General features: G+C 46.3%; 15 protein-coding genes. 5 read left to right on the forward strand and 10 right to left on the reverse strand.

What is annotated here, in order from left to right; translation table 11 throughout:
* Nucleotides 1–36: 36 nt before the first annotated feature.
* On the forward strand, nt 37–639 hold the full coding sequence (locus V3S16_RS06075) for a TVP38/TMEM64 family protein (protein ID WP_413883793.1): 603 nt from the start codon (nt 37–39) through the stop codon (nt 637–639).
* Nucleotides 640–1,003: 364 nt separating this feature from the next.
* Here the strand turns inward: V3S16_RS06075 and V3S16_RS06080 are convergent, their stop codons facing one another.
* The 3 genes from V3S16_RS06080 to V3S16_RS06090 form a co-directional block, all read right to left on the reverse strand.
* A complete protein-coding gene (locus tag V3S16_RS06080) occupies nt 1,004–1,261 on the reverse strand; it encodes a response regulator (protein WP_413883780.1) in 258 nt (85 codons plus the stop codon).
* A gap of 81 nt (nt 1,262–1,342) precedes the next feature.
* Nucleotides 1,343–1,504 carry a hypothetical protein gene (locus V3S16_RS06085; protein ID WP_413883781.1) on the reverse strand — a complete coding sequence of 54 codons (162 nt, stop codon included), beginning with the start codon at nt 1,502–1,504 and terminating at the stop codon, nt 1,343–1,345.
* The gene (locus V3S16_RS06090; RefSeq protein WP_413883782.1) at nt 1,504–2,373 is read right to left on the reverse strand and encodes a fumarylacetoacetate hydrolase family protein; all 870 of its coding nucleotides are present in this window, start codon (nt 2,371–2,373) and stop codon (nt 1,504–1,506) included. Before V3S16_RS06090 ends, V3S16_RS06085 begins: the two co-directional genes overlap by 1 nt.
* 200 nt (nt 2,374–2,573) lie before the next feature.
* On the opposite strand from V3S16_RS06090, the gene V3S16_RS06095 reads away from it, so the two are divergent.
* Nucleotides 2,574–3,431, forward strand: a complete 858-nt coding sequence (locus V3S16_RS06095; protein ID WP_413883783.1) for a ribonuclease H-like domain-containing protein — start codon at nt 2,574–2,576, stop codon at nt 3,429–3,431.
* A 40-nt stretch (nt 3,432–3,471) separates the two neighbouring features.
* A complete protein-coding gene (locus V3S16_RS06100; protein WP_413883784.1) occupies nt 3,472–4,005 on the forward strand; it encodes a hypothetical protein in 534 nt (177 codons plus the stop codon).
* A 144-nt stretch (nt 4,006–4,149) separates the two neighbouring features.
* Here the strand turns inward: V3S16_RS06100 and V3S16_RS06105 are convergent, their stop codons facing one another.
* Nucleotides 4,150–4,539, reverse strand: coding sequence for a GIY-YIG nuclease family protein (locus V3S16_RS06105; RefSeq protein ID WP_413883785.1), 390 nt, complete (start codon nt 4,537–4,539; stop codon nt 4,150–4,152).
* On the opposite strand from V3S16_RS06105, the gene V3S16_RS06110 reads away from it, so the two are divergent.
* Nucleotides 4,462–4,680 (forward strand): hypothetical protein, encoded by a 219-nt coding sequence (locus tag V3S16_RS06110; RefSeq protein WP_413883794.1) that lies wholly within the window; start codon nt 4,462–4,464, stop codon nt 4,678–4,680. The genes V3S16_RS06105 and V3S16_RS06110 overlap by 78 nt on opposite strands.
* A gap of 111 nt (nt 4,681–4,791) precedes the next feature.
* Here the strand turns inward: V3S16_RS06110 and V3S16_RS06115 are convergent, their stop codons facing one another.
* The 3 genes from V3S16_RS06115 to V3S16_RS06125 form a co-directional block, all read right to left on the reverse strand.
* Complete coding sequence (locus V3S16_RS06115) at nt 4,792–6,192, reverse strand: hypothetical protein (RefSeq protein ID WP_413883786.1); 1,401 nt, start codon at nt 6,190–6,192, stop codon at nt 4,792–4,794.
* Nucleotides 6,193–6,608: 416 nt separating this feature from the next.
* Nucleotides 6,609–7,025, reverse strand: coding sequence for an ArsR/SmtB family transcription factor (locus V3S16_RS06120; RefSeq protein ID WP_413883787.1), 417 nt, complete (start codon nt 7,023–7,025; stop codon nt 6,609–6,611).
* A 49-nt stretch (nt 7,026–7,074) separates the two neighbouring features.
* A complete protein-coding gene (locus V3S16_RS06125; protein WP_413883788.1) occupies nt 7,075–8,724 on the reverse strand; it encodes a hypothetical protein in 1,650 nt (549 codons plus the stop codon).
* A gap of 156 nt (nt 8,725–8,880) precedes the next feature.
* Between V3S16_RS06125 and V3S16_RS06130 the strand changes: the two genes are divergently transcribed.
* Complete coding sequence (locus V3S16_RS06130; protein ID WP_413883789.1) at nt 8,881–9,654, forward strand: hypothetical protein; 774 nt, start codon at nt 8,881–8,883, stop codon at nt 9,652–9,654.
* A 244-nt stretch (nt 9,655–9,898) separates the two neighbouring features.
* On the opposite strand, the gene V3S16_RS06135 is transcribed toward V3S16_RS06130, so the two are convergent.
* The 3 genes from V3S16_RS06135 to V3S16_RS06145 all read right to left on the reverse strand — a co-directional run.
* Entirely contained in the window at nt 9,899–12,064 is a 2,166-nt protein-coding gene (locus V3S16_RS06135) for a M1 family metallopeptidase (protein ID WP_413883790.1), read from the reverse strand.
* 21 nt (nt 12,065–12,085) lie between these two features.
* On the reverse strand, nt 12,086–13,660 hold the full coding sequence (locus tag V3S16_RS06140; RefSeq protein ID WP_413883791.1) for a class I adenylate-forming enzyme family protein: 1,575 nt from the start codon (nt 13,658–13,660) through the stop codon (nt 12,086–12,088).
* Between the two features lie 553 nt (nt 13,661–14,213).
* Nucleotides 14,214–14,775 (reverse strand): hypothetical protein (locus V3S16_RS06145; RefSeq protein WP_413883792.1); only part of this gene is annotated, 562 nt, incomplete at its 5' end.

A 14,775-nucleotide genomic window follows, 5' to 3' on the forward strand; every position in this document is an offset into this window, starting at 1 on the left:
AAAAAGGTTGTTAAACCATTTTTGTTTGGACTCTGGATGTTATTGGCCGGTATTTTGATTTATAAATATTTTACCGGGAACATACCGTTACGGGAATACCCGCATCTTCTTCAGAAATGGCTAAGCCTGTTTGGCCCTTGGGGACCAATTTTTTACATCATTTTTTTTACTATCCGGCCTTTAACCTTTTTACCGGCAACCGTTTTAACGGTGACAGGTGGCCTTCTTTTCGGTCCGCTACAAGGCCTGATTTTTGTTTTGATAGGCGAAAATCTAAGTGCAAATTTATCATATATCGTTGGGAAATATTTTGGGGGAGAAATCGTCCGGAAAATGAGTGCGCATAGTCAGCACCTGCATTGGCTGGATTGCCGACTTTATGAAAATGGATTCATGGCTGTATTGGTGATGCGCTTGATCTACCTGCCTTTTGACCTGGTTGGATATTTCTCCGGCATGTGCAAGATCAGACAGTGGGATTTTGCCCTGGGGACTGCGGTTGGGATTCTTCCGGGGACGGTCAGTTTTGTATTGCTTGGAAGTTCGTTTGCCAACCCTCGCCATCTCATTTTTTCTTTAAGCGTATTTATTCTGAGCTTGGCATTGGTTCGTATCCTAAAAAATAAAAAACGGCATTAATGCCTGCACCTCTAAAAAACCAATCCATTCCCAAAATTGCCGGTTTAAATTATAAGGCGTCTTTTCAATTTTCAATATCAATTCTAAGCTTTAATAAATGTTATCAACAAAATTTGATCCGGCAATTTATTTGAAAACGGCGGGCAACAGGCCCTTATACCGATAACACTCGCTGTAAGAGGCATTGTTGAAACGTTTTTAGAGTTATAGAAGACGTATCGTATGTTGAAATTATTAAGGTCGTCAAGGGTTTTGATTGGTTAACCGAATCTTGTACTTTTACGGCCATTATAAAACAGTTGATGAATAGCAGTTATCTGGATCAGTATGGCTATTCAAATTGTAAAAACTGGTCCGTAATTCTTTAATCTTGATCCAGCACTTCCCGTATTTTTTTCGCAATTTCACTCATAACCACTGGCTTCATGACATATCCACGAATACCAAATGCCTTTGCTTTTTCGCCGTCAACCTTTGCGCTGAAGCCTGTACAAATTATTATCGGAATATCAGGTCTTATCTCCAGAAGCTTCTGTGAAAACTGAATACCCGTCATGTTCGGCATGGTCATGTCGGTAATCACAAGATCGAACTTGTCAGGGGCTGCCCGAAACGCCTCCAAAGCTTCAATGCTACTTGTTCATGCAGTAACATGATAAAGTACACTCACCGCTGCCTTTTCCAACCGGTTAGATCGGCACGATCAGATCTGATCGCCGTAAACCTTGTGCACCAGATTCTGAAACCAGGGCGGTCGCGAAAGCACCACGTGAATCAGTACCAGTCCCAAAATCGGCACGGGAATCATCATATCCACCAGACACAGCAGAATCAGAATCAACACCAGCTTTGTGTGCGAAGACATTATCGATCCACCTTCAAATCCCGCACCGGACACGTCAACAATTCAAACCCATCAATCCGACACGTCACCACATCCCCGTCTGCAATCGGCACGGCGCCCGGCGTGCCCGAAGAAATCACGTCGCCCGGATGCATCGTCATCACTTCCGAATGAAACGACACCAGATAGTCGGGTGGAAACGTCATATTCGACACCACATTGGTCGCGTGATCCCGATCGTTAATCACCGTCGTCACGTTCAGCGCATTCACATCATCAATCTCATCGGGCGTCACAATCTCCGGTCCGAATACAAAAAATGTATTGAAGTTCTTACACAGCGTCAAATAGCGCGGATTCAGCTTCAGAATATCCTCCGCCGTCATATCAATAATCGTCGTAAACCCCACCACCACATCCAGCCAGTTGGCCTTCGGCACATCCTTACACGTCTTCCCAATCACAATCCCCAGTTCGGCCTCAGCCGTCGTGCGCTCTGACAACCGGGGAATCTCAATCACATCGCCCGGCCCAATCACCGTGGTCGATGACTTGATAAAACTGCCGGGATATTGTTCGGGCACCTTCTCCGTCAGATCGCTGGCGTGCTCGCGATAGTTCAATCCAATCCCCCAGATGCGCCCCGGATATCGAAACAGCGGCCCAAAAGCCACATCCTGTTCCACCGGCAAATCAGCCAGTGCATCTTTTCCTTCCCCGTCGTACCACACTTTCAAAATGTCGAACTGCCCGCAATCCAGCAAAATCTTCAAATCCGTCGGAAACTTCACATCAAAATTGGCATTCACTCGCGCCAGCGACACATAACCATTTTCCGCTCGAATCGCCGCGACTTCTTGTCCGTGTTTTTTCAACGTTGCAATGCGCATCTCATAAGCCCCTTAAGAAACCCGCATAATTTATTTATACATATCAAACCCATATCACAGTCTTTATATTTTTTAAACCACAAACCAGATTGAAATCTAAAGAGTCGTAGTTGAATTCATTCGCAATTTCCTTTATTACAGGTTACATCTTGATGCGTATGCCCATTCATTCAAATGATTAATAACCGCAAGGAATATTAATGCTCAAAAACACATTCATCCATATCCCCGGTATAGGACCCAAGACTGAACAACGGTTTTGGGACTCGGGAATACACAGCTGGGATGATTTCACACAAAATTGCCCAGTTCGTTTATCACAATCCAAGATGGATATCATTACCTCATACCTTGAAGAATCAAAGCAAAACCTCAAATCTTACAACCCAAATTATTTTTCAGATCTGCTCCCGGCGAATCAGCACGGGCGGTTTTTCCCTGAATTCAGAAATTCAACAGTTTATCTGGATATTGAAACAACCGGATTGGAAAGCTGGGGAAATATAATAACGACCATTGCTCTATATGACAGCGATTCCATAACCTATTATATCAACGGCCAGAACCTTGACGACTTTCCTGATGACATCGGCAAATATAAGGTCATCGTAACTTACAATGGTAAAACTTTTGACGTTCCGTTCATTGAAAGATATTTCGGCATTAAACTGGATCACGCCCACATTGACTTAAGATACATTCTCGGGAGCCTGGGATACAGAGGCGGTCTAAAAAGTTGCGAAATTCAGCTGGGGATTGACCGGGGAGATCTGGCTGGTGTTGACGGTTTTTTCGCAGTCCTGCTTTGGTACGATTACAAGAGAACCGGAAATCAAAGGGCATTGGAAACCTTGCTGGCGTATAATATTCAGGATGTTCTGACCCTGGAGAATTTGATGGTGATCGCTTATAATATGAAAATTAATGCTACGCCGTCTTATAGAAATCTGTTGCCGGCACCAGTTTTACCGGAAATACCATTTGAAGTGGATCTGAAAACTTTGGATAGGATTAAGAGAGAAAATATCTTTGGATTTCAAAATTCATTATACTACTGACATTTATTAAAGACAGATTCATAATGGAATTGATATTATCATGAAAAAACAGTTTGACCCACGCATGCACTCTGCAGAGCATATTCTTAATCAGACCATGGATAGAATGTTTGGCTGCGGACGTTGTTTTAGCGCTCATATTGAAAAGAAAAAATCAAAATGTGACTATCATTATCATAGAGACTTAAGTGATGATGAAATTAATGGGATTGAAAAGCGTGTCAATGACGTTATCGATGCTGATTTGCCGGTAACTGAAGAGTATGTCAGTCTGGAGGAAGCTAAAAAATATTATGACATTGACCGTCTACCGTCAGACACAGGTGATAATATCAGAATCGTTAAGGTTGGAGATTATGATGCATGCCCCTGTATTGGTCCGCATGTCAGCTCGACGAAAATGATCGGCGGTTTTCGGATAACATCAAAAAGCTTTGAAAATGGGGTGTTAAGAATAAGGTTTAAACTGAAGTGGTATAGCCGATCAAGTCTGAAAACTGTCACGAAGCGGTTTCGTACATCTTGCCTGAATCATGCCTTCCCAAAAATAGAAGATTGGGTATCCAAATCATAACCTCAGTTTCCCCACGCTTATAAGAAAAGTCTCCAGAGAACAAGGCGGGTTTTGAAAAAGTTATTACGGTCCGAGAGTTTAACAGAAATTTTCGCTTAAATTTAAACTCAAACCCTGTTCATATTTGTGAAGAAATCTATTTTGCTAATTCATATTACTTAAAGCATTCCGATCTATCCATTCTATCCTATGGTGATTGGGGATTGCGTGTTCAATGCGCGTTCGGAACATCTTGACCGTTGGTTGTGTAATGAAAAAGAAAAGGTGCGAGTCACATTTACAGTCAGACGAACCAAAGCCCCTGAGTGGTAATTTAACTCCGTGAACTCCCATAAAGATGCTGGTCCACTGATGCTCTCGTTTTATTGGATCATGTGAATACCACACTTCAGTTATTTCGACGGCCGGCCTGAGATAATCAATATGCCAATGAGGGGATTTGGAGATTCGGCAGTGATGTTTAATTCGTGCAAGAACGCCACCGGAACCGAAAGCACTCCCAACATAGACATAACATCCTTTGCTCACGCTCATTTTGCCGAGTTTTCCGGTGTCAATGCTTCGCTGATGTTGACAGTGAAGAATCAGTGCATATGTACCATCTTTTCGGTGCAACAGACGATTATTTGCGGCTATTGGATTGCTTTGTCCCATTATTTTGAACACGGAATTTAAAAATCACTGTCAGGATATGTTAAAGAAGGTGTTCCTTCGCCTTATTTGTGTTCCTTATGTTGATTAAGTTAGATCGCAATATATGAGCATACTACTTCAGTTGAGTTTTTTTCACTTTTTTTTCGGCAGTATCTTCCATGTAATTCCTATGCGTACACTGAAGTTATCATCAAGATACACATTCCCTGCTACCCACCCGTCTGTCTTTCCTTCAAGCTCAATATAAGACTCAATATTTTTTGAAAGAGGATAAGCTGTTTTCAGAGAAATTAGACCTCCTGGTTCGGAACTGGAGGTCTGAAATGCCTGCTCCTCGGGCTGCAACCATAATTCAATCCTTGAAGAAATAGAGAGAGTTTTTGAGAATAAGTCAGCAGGGAATCTCAGTAGTTCAAGTCCAAATCCAGGGAATGAGTGGCTCCTATTACTATAAAGGCGAAATGATGTCAATAGGTTGTACTGGTCCTGCTGAAGAAAAAGGTTTGTCCCGATACAGTATCCGAATGATGTCAGGTGATGTCTAACAGTAAAATTCCATTTTATCTGTTTTTCATTAAAAGGGTTGGTTCCTATAAAATAAGGCTTGCTTACAAGAAAAGGGTCAAGCAGATTTAATAAGGAAAGAATACGCTGCTTTTTTAAAAAGTCCTTTTCATCGTCAGACAGGTCTGAGTATGAAATATAACGGTCAATGCCAACACCTGAAGGATGCGTTCCCCTTGCCTCATAGGGTTCATCTGACCTGAACAGGTCATATACCCAGGCAGTAACATCAAGCCCGGTAAAGTCACGTTCGGCAATATCCGTTCCCTCGTCCTCGATTATATCCCTTGTAATATCATCAGCCTCACTGGAGGACCCTATGAAAATGTAGGCAATATTATTAGCATAGTTTAGCCAAAGCAGCAGATCATCCTGAGTTTCCGTACCGAAAAAGAATTTGTCTTTTTCCAGCGCAAAGTTAAGTTCATAACCTGACTCTATACCAGCGGTATGTAGTCTTACAAATTCTGCAGGATGATCCCTTTTGAATCGGACAAGATCATTATCCTTCACATCGGTTACAGCAATCGTTTTCGAAAACAGGTCAAATTTATACACTTCATTGTAGCTTTCCACCTCTCTGTTACTCATAACGGCTCTGTGCCACTCCTCATGAAGCCAGGAACTACCTAAAGGGAACCATATAGCAAGAATGTCAAAGGCTGCGATAGAGACTCTACTCTGCCAATAAGGCTCGTTTTCAAAATGCTTTTGTAAAGTCAGGTGAGTGTATTGATAAAAATTCTTTGAAAAATTCAAAGACTGATTCATGCTGGGGAAAGTGTAACCATTAGCCCAGTCAAACGGGCCGTCGAAAATCGGGAAGTCAAGTATTAGTTCGGGAATGTCACCTGTGTTTGAATGGACCGGAGCAGTGAAAAGCAGTGCAAATATTATTGCTACAGTAATAATACCAAAGCTGCTACAAGGCGATTTCATAACAGGATATAAGAGCAAAAATTTAATCAAAGTTCAGAGACAAGCCTTGAGTTTGATAAATATTGTATTTTTTACTCGCCTTAATCCAGTTTACATTTGATGATTCATTGCCTGCATTTACACTATAGAATCAATTGAGTCAATATTCCCTTTACCCTTTTCATTCAGAAATTGTCATTGACAAATACATTGAAAAGCCGGGATAAGAGCAGATATCTTCACCTATCCCGGCCAGTACTCGCCGTCTTCGAAGTAAGTTAGTTCTTAGGTTTCTCAGACTTCTTAACCTCCGGCTTTGTAGGTTTGGAGCCTGTCTTGAGCTGCGGCAGGCAACCACACCCGCAATTGCTACTTTTCTTGTCAGCCATCAATATCACCTCCTTTCTTTGGTGCATTCTGTTAAGTTATTAAGCAACTACTTAATTATTAAGGCAAAAAAATATAAGCTATACCTCCTTCCCCAACTCTTCGATTCGAGCCTGCACTGTCTTCATCTCCTCCTGAAGCTCCTGCTCGTATTTTCTCAGAACGGCAACCTTATCTTCGGCTGTATTCACTTCGGCTTCGCGAAACTGCCCAGTTCCTTTACACCCGCAGTTGCAGATCGTGGAAATAAGTTCCCCGCATTTCTCAAGTGCAGCCGGGTCTATCTTATATGGTATCCAGTAGCCTTTGCGCTCATTTCTGACCAATCCGGCGTGCTTGAGAATCTTCAGATGTTGTGAAACGGCCGAGGGTGTGATGCCCAACTTCTCTGACATCTCATTGGCACCGAGAGGTCCTTTGTGCTTTAAAAGTTCCAGGATCTTAATGCGGGATTCCACACCCAAAACTTTGAATAATTCGGCTTGCTTTTTTTCCATAACAACGATCCAATTTAGTATTGACTTAAACACTACAGCACATCCGTGCTCATGTCAAGCACCTTTTTCCAATTTTATCGTTTTCAACCTTGGAGCAGATTTTCAATAAGGCGCCGTCTCCGGAAAGTATCAATTCTCTTAAATGGTCATACTCATCTTTATTCATTGGTGCTTGGTGGGCTATCGTGTTGCGGTATTGTTTTACTACTATTTCCAATTTGCTCAAAAATGTCTTTCCCAACAAAACGCCTGAAGAGGCACAAATCCAGCCCAGAAAATCGCCGTATTCTTTTAACGCGTAATCTTGCTGCAATGTCAGGTTTAGCACAAAATGGTATTGCCCCAGGGTCAGGGAGGTCACTTCCGGATAATTTGCCTGGTCCACCACCTTGGCAAGATAGGTAAAATAAGAGGGGCCGTCTTTACTTGTACCGGTTTGATGTATTTTCAAAAAATCTGATATGTTGTTTTCAAGATATTCTACAAAAGGACCTACAAGCCTTTGGTTAATCTCGGTTTCCAAAGCCTTGCACAACTCCATCCCCACCAGGCTGTAATCCGGCTTTTGCTCCTGCTCTGTAAGAACAGTATAAACCTGTTCGGCGGTAGCCAGATACGAGCGGGTCTGTTCCGGAAACTCCTGCCAGGCGCGTCCGCCCACTATGTTTTCAACTGCTCTGGCCGCCGTTGCAAAATTCTGCTCTTCAAGACCGGCCTTGGATTCCATAATTTCCGTGGTCAACCTGACAAAATCACGCTGGGCCAGTTCTTGGGCCTCGGCCGCAGTTTCCTGCTGTAATTCAGCAATTTTATTTTCATAGTCTTGCCGGATTGTGGAAATATATTGCCGCATTTCTTTGTCCAGCTGCTTTGTTTTATGGCTAATTTCCCATTTGGCCTGGTCCACTTTAGCGCTTAAACTTGCAACCCTTGTTTCAAGGTTGGCATTTTCCGAACGCAGTTGTCTGATCTGATCCAACTGATGGTCGATGATCCTCTGCATCCTGGTCTCATTTTCCGATTTTTCTTTGAAAAATGAGATAAACTCTTTTTGGTATATCGATTTTAGCTCTCGTTCTATCTTGGTTTTGTTGCCTGCATGCAGTCGGACAGCCTGCTCCCAGAACCGGTAAGCCGTTCGCTTTTGATATCTTCTCAGCGCAATCAAACCCAGATGTACATACGCATCACCGCATTGCGGGTCCAATTGAAGCGCTTTTAAAAAATACTTGCGGCCCGATAGCGGATACCTCAAAAACCACATATAGATTAAAGCTGCTGCTGCAAATAGGTAAGCGGCCAATGTCAGTCCGGACAGCCATGCATTGACCATCAATTGGGGAGCGAAAAAATAATAGGTAGCAATAATTCCTAATAATACTAAAACAAAAAAAGGGGAAAAATAGCGGATGACAAGTTGTTGTCTGGCAGAATATTGAATCATGTCGATCTTTGCTTCGCAGAGACGGCCCAGCTCCAGCCATTCCTTGGCATCTTGGGAATGTTGCCGCGCGCGTTGCTTCTGCTCGGCTATGAGGGAGTCGTAAAAGGCAGGGTCCGAGACTTCATATTTTCTTTTTCCGAAAAACATGGTTTGCTGTGGTCTTATATTGTTATTGATTATTGGTTTTTTACTATAAAAATCGAAATTGTTGTTCCTTGCTGCTTGGATAATATCATGTATGAATCTTTTTGTCACTTGGACATACTCCATGGCTGAGCTTGGTTTGCGTCATTCACAATTGAAACGATGAAATATTGAATTTCTGCTCCATCTTCTTGAAAAACATAGCCATTTATGCCATACCTGAACAAATCGAAAGTCCTGAATCAAACAATTTAAAAAGGAGGAACTATGTTTTCTGCTGTTGAACTAAAAGAACAGGTAAAGGCCATGGGAGCGGACTTGGTCGGCGTGGCGCCAGCCGATTCACCTCTTTTGCAGGAGCATGGCGAAGAGCCCACAAAACTTTTACCCGGAGCCCAGTCACTCCTCAGCATTGGTGTTGTGCTGAACAGAACCGCCGTGTGTTCCGGCAACCTTCTTTTGAACCGTTACGATTCGATGTGTGTCTATGAGCGCATCAATCAGATCAGCCTGGAAACGACACGACTGCTGGCAAAAGAGGGTGCCAGAGCTGTCAGCATACCGCCTTATCTGCCGGTCGATATGGGCGCTGAGACCAAAGGCATGCGGGGAGAAATTAATCATAAAACCGTTGCGGCCATTGCAGGTCTGGGCGGCATCGGATTAAGCCGGTTGCTGGTCACCCCTGATTTCGGTCCCTTTGTGCGTCTGGGAACGATTGTTACCGATGCCTCCTTGCAAGCTGATCACACCCTGGATGAAAATCCCTGTGACCAATGTGAATCCTGCCGGGCGGCCTGCCCGGTGGAGGCCATCGGAGAAGGGGGCGATTTGGATTATCGTGCCTGTGCCTCCCATGCCGTACGCAGCGGCCTGCCGAATGTGATTGCCGCTATGAGAAAATTGCCGGGAGCTGACGACAAAGAAATAAAAGGTATTGTCTTTAACCCCGATTTCTGGGACGTCTGGCAAGCGGCTGTTTCCGGTATTTTTTACAACTGCTCCGAATGTATGGCCTCCTGTCCGGTCGGCTCCGATTAACCAAATCCTGAACATTTCATTAAAATTCGAACTAGTGCCCATCCATAAATACATTTGAGCACGATGTAGTTTCCAATTCAGAAATGAGCAATTTTTGTTCTGATCAAGGCCGCACAAGGGTTTGCGGTGAGGCGTACGCCTGTACGCCGCAGCCGGAAACCCGCGGCCTCCGGCTCGTAGAGCCTACGCCTCGGAGAGAGAACGCCGAGCAGGGCAAAAAGGGCCATTTATGGATGGAAACGAACTAACGCAGGGTTGCCAGAGGTACCCTGGGTGCCAGTTTTCCTCGCTCAACTTTCGCAATCGTGCCGTCCGAGCGCGGCAGAAAAACTGCCATGGGCGAATCAAGAACCGGCCATTGGCCCTTGGCTACGTTGACGGGCTCTGGCCCCTTAAATCCCAGGTAACTGTACTTGTGGTAATGCGGAAGTTTACGCCCAAGGCCCGGTAGGGCTTGGGGCAGGTCGGATGCGATCCACGTAATGGATAAATCCTTATTGCGCGGCTGTCTTGAAGTGAGCACCACTGCATGATCTTTCCGCTGGATGCTGGTTTGGCCGATGGATACTTTCTCCTGATTTATGCTAACATCATATCCTGATAGAGCGGAAACCATATCCGATCTGAAACGATTTTCCCACCCGCAAAGGATAACGGCACGGTCTGTCGGAAGCTTTTGCACCTCGGTATCTAACTTGACGGTCACTTCGTCCGGTCCTGATTGAGCCAGAGATCGGGCCAGATCACGGTAGGCTTGAAGCAGGCCCTTATTAGCCGAAGACGGCAGCAGAATCAGCAGTTTTTGCGCTCCAAGAGCCTGTGACAGGGCCGCAGGAATCTCATCCCGGTCAAGCCTGCGAAACAGATCAAACTCAGGATCCACATCCAGCCTTATGGGCCGGGCAGGCATGCGGAGCTCCAGCTCAAGACGCTGTCTATCCATAACAACCACCGTCTGAAAAGCCCGGTCTTGCCCTTCCATGGTTACTGCAACCGGAATGCGTAAATGATACACATCTTCTATTTGAATCTGTTCTATTAGGGCGGTTAGAATCCATCCGCCTCCTGCGGGTCTGGCCTGCGGCCGGCTGACTTTTAAGGCCGGCGCTCCCGGCTGTGTTATCCATTGGTTGAAATTGACACTCATATCCTGGCCGGATACCCTTTTAAAGCTTTTACGAAGATCATCAAAAGAGGCCATCCGGAAACGGTTTTTATTAAAGAAGTCCCGCAGACCCTGCACAAAAATTGCATCGCCCAGTTCTTGACGAAGCATGTGGAAAAACATCAGGGCTTTGCCGTAACCGACGGCTTCAGACGCAGTGCTGTGGCGGAAGCGGAATTGGACCAGCGCAAAATCCCGCCCTTTAAGCACATAGTCGGCATACTTTTGAAGGACCCCCTGGCGGTATGCCGCTGCCTTGCCCCTGATTTCCTTGATAAGGTGGTCTGCCAGGTAAGCGGTCAGTCCTTCGGTCCAGTTGCCTTTTTCGTAATCCGGAAAGACACTGTTGCCCCACCAGTTATGGAGGATTTCGTGAGGATAGGAGGAGTGCAGAATGAAGGGGAAGCGAATAATCTTGGGGCCAAGGAGCGTAAAGGAGGGCATGCCATAGCCGGTTTCCCAGAAGTTTTCAACCAGGGCAAACTTCTTATAGGGATAAGGGCCGATGAGCATTGCATACATTTCCAGATACCGGACGGCAGCATCCAGATACTTTCCGGCCAGGTTTTCGTCCGGTTTGCGGAGAAAGACCATGGCGGTGACCCTGCCGGCAGGCTTTGTATATTCAATAAAAGGGGCCGCAACGAGATAAATCTCTTGCTGCACTTGGGGCGACTCCCACCGCACAGCGGTCGCATCCCCCTTGCTAATATGGAGCGTGCGTTCGCCCTGGCTGACTGCGTCCCATTGCGGCGGCAGCTCCACCTGGAGGCTAAAGGTCACCAGCGTTTTACCAAACACAGGATACCAGTTAGAGCTCCCTGCAAGATACACTCCCTCTGTGGAAATCACACCCGCTGTGTGCTTGAAACCTCGAGCCTGCTCCTTGCCGTACGCTTGTAGACTGTGGCCAATAGTTCCTCCGTACTCAAGCACAAATGTGTTCCGCCCCGGCGGGAGGTTGACCTTGAAAGATTCCAGGGGGACGGCTTCCGACCTCTCGGCATCCCTAATAATCTGCACACCCGCAGTGGGCGAGGAGGGCTGCAATCCGCTGTGCAGGAGAAATTGCAAATCAGGGAAAAGCTTTTCAGGGATAGTGATCGTATCTTCGGCGGTAAAACGTTGCTCTTTTGGATACAGCACAACCTTAAGATCGTGCCGGACCGTCTCCGCGGCCTTCAAGGAGGCGGGCATAACGACCAGGGTCAATATGAGGGCCAAAATTGAAATCCGGTTCTTCATCTTGTTTACCCTTAATTCCTTTTAAATTGAAAAGCTTTCTGTTATCCCGCTGTATTTTTTTCTCAACTTGGGCTTTTCAATTTTGCCGGTCGGATTACGGGGCACATCTTCAAAAATAATTCTGCGGGGCCTTTTGAAGCGAGCAAGTGCCTGGCAGTATTCGTTTACTTCTTCTTTGGTAAGTTCCTGACCGGGCTTGACCTGGATTACGGCTGTGGCGATTTCTCCCAGACGCAAGCTGGGGAGCCCGATAACGGCCACGTCCTGTATTTTGGGGTGGGTTTGCAGAAAGTCCTCAATCTCCACCGGATAAATGTTTTCACCACCGGTGATAATCACGTCTTTTTTGCGGTCCACCAGCCAGATAAAACCGTCTTGGTCCTGTCGGGCAATATCGCCGGTTTTCAGCCAGCCGTCAGCCAGTGCCTCTTGGGTTGCTTCCGGATTTTTATAATATTCTTGCATCACTCCCGGGCCTTTGACCATCAGCTCACCGGGCCGGCCCGCTGCGACCGGCTCAAACTGATTATCAACAATCTTGATTTCCCAGTCAAAACCCGGCACACCGATGGCACCAACCTTGTGCATGTTCTCCATCCCCAGATGAACACATCCCGGACCGGAACATTCGGTCAGGCCGTAATTGGTGTCATACTGGTGATGTGGAAAAACTCTTTTCCATTCTTTAATCAGGCTGGGCGGCACGGGCTGTGCCCCGATATGCATCAGCCGCCACTGATCCAGGTTATAATCTTTAAGTTTCAAAGCCCCGCTCTGAATGGCAAACAGAATATCCAGCGCCCAGGGAACCAGCAGCCAGACCACCGTTATCTTTTCTTCGGAAACAGCTTCCATAATCCACTGCGGTTCGATCCCTTTTAAAATGACAGCTCTGGCCCCCACAATAAAATTCCCGAACCAGTGCATTTTGGCACCGGTGTGATACAGCGGCGGCAAACAGAGGAAGTTGTCATCGTGGGTCTGGCGGTGATGGTGGTTTTCCAAAAAACAGGAAAATTCCAGATTGCGATGCGTCAACAGCGTTGCTTTGGGGGTGCCGGTGGTACCGGAGGTAAAATAGAGCGCGGCCTCGTCAGTGATACTGATCTTAGTTGCGGGATCAACCTTGGGTTGTGATGCCAGAACTTCCCCGTACGGCTCTGCATAGTCCGGTCGCATTGCTTCAGGCCCTACAAAAATATAAGTCTCTACGAATTTGTCCAGATCACTTTTTATCGCATTAATGCGGTCAATGAATTCCTCCCCAAAGATAAAAGTTTTGGCTTCCGCGGTCTCCGCGCAGCGGCGTATGGTCTTGGCCACAAATCGAAAGTTCAGCGGCACCGCCCAGGCGCCGGTGCGCAGGATGCCAAAATAGATGGGCAGCCACTCGAGACAATTGGTCATCAAATGAACGACCCGGTCTCCTTTTTTGATTCCACGGGCAATGAGAGCCTGGGCTACCTGATTGGCCTGGTCGTCAAACTCCTTCCAGGAAATTTCCCAGCGCCTTTTTTTTTCCGGCTCTCGCTCCACAAGGGCTGTTTTGGCAGCATACATGCGGGCATTGCGGGCGAGTATCTCAGTAATCAGCATAGTTCTTCCTTTCAGGTGAACCCGAATATTTTATGAACAATACCGATTATACAATATACGGGCAAATATAACAGAATTTAGAACGTGATTATCAAACCCGTTAGTAATCGTCAACCCGCCCGTAAAGTCCGTGACTACCGGTCGAACCGGTAGCTTGAAGAGAATAATGAGTTAATTGATCACATTAAACCACCAGCTCTGCTGGTGCGAACCTAATAGGCTCTGCCGGTCAGGCGATTATAAATATACTCAATAGTGGCAAAATAAAGCATTTTTTGAACGTCCAACATCGAACATAGAACGTTGAACATCGAATGATGAAATCGCTTCGCTCCGCCAGTTTATAGTTTATAAAAATAGGCAGAATACCTTATTCAAAATTCGATGTTGGACGTTGGATGTTCAATGTTCATAGCCTTTAGCTTAACGGCTACGTCCTTGATATTGGATTGTAATATCCAGGAATCACGATGCTTTTAGGCCCCTTTCAGGGCCCTCCTGAGGCCACCCGCTATGCGGGTGGAGTCCCACTACAGCACCTGGTTTTGTATCGTTACCTCTTAAACGGTGTCAACTCGATCAGGTACTTGCCCGTCGGTCCCGGGATAGGCGGTAAAGGTATGGTCAGGAAGTGGAAGGGGGTCGGGAGGGCGCTTCCTCCTGCAACAGGCCCGACGGGTGCAAACGGAGGTGCGAAACTCGGGATCGGGCCCGTTCCTAATACCAAAAGAACCAGGGTCATCGGTTTGAACATCTGAAAGACGGTATTAAATGCCTTGGCAAGGGAGTCAAACAGCTCAGAAGAATGTGCTGCTATCGGATTGGCAAAGTTGGCTTCCATGGCGCTCTTCAGGGTTGACGGAGAAAACTGGGATTCACCGGGGGAAGAAAACGCCGCCAGCGGCATTGGAATACTCGGCATAGGAGGAGCTACAGGACCCGGAAAAGCGGCAAACGCGGGGTAAGAAAGAGTGCCGGTAAGCCCGGATTGCCAGGTCTGCCAGGCCGTGCTGACAGCATTGGCAATCGCCAGGGAATATTTCAACTGCATGGGGGTATCCTTGGGCGCGCTCATCAATATCAACGGCAAGAGCGGCGGGCCCGTCAGGCCCCCC

Origin of the sequence: Candidatus Desulfatibia sp., assembly GCF_036446775.1 — a bacterium.
Classification (GTDB): domain Bacteria; phylum Desulfobacterota; class Desulfobacteria; order Desulfobacterales; family UBA11574; genus Desulfatibia_A.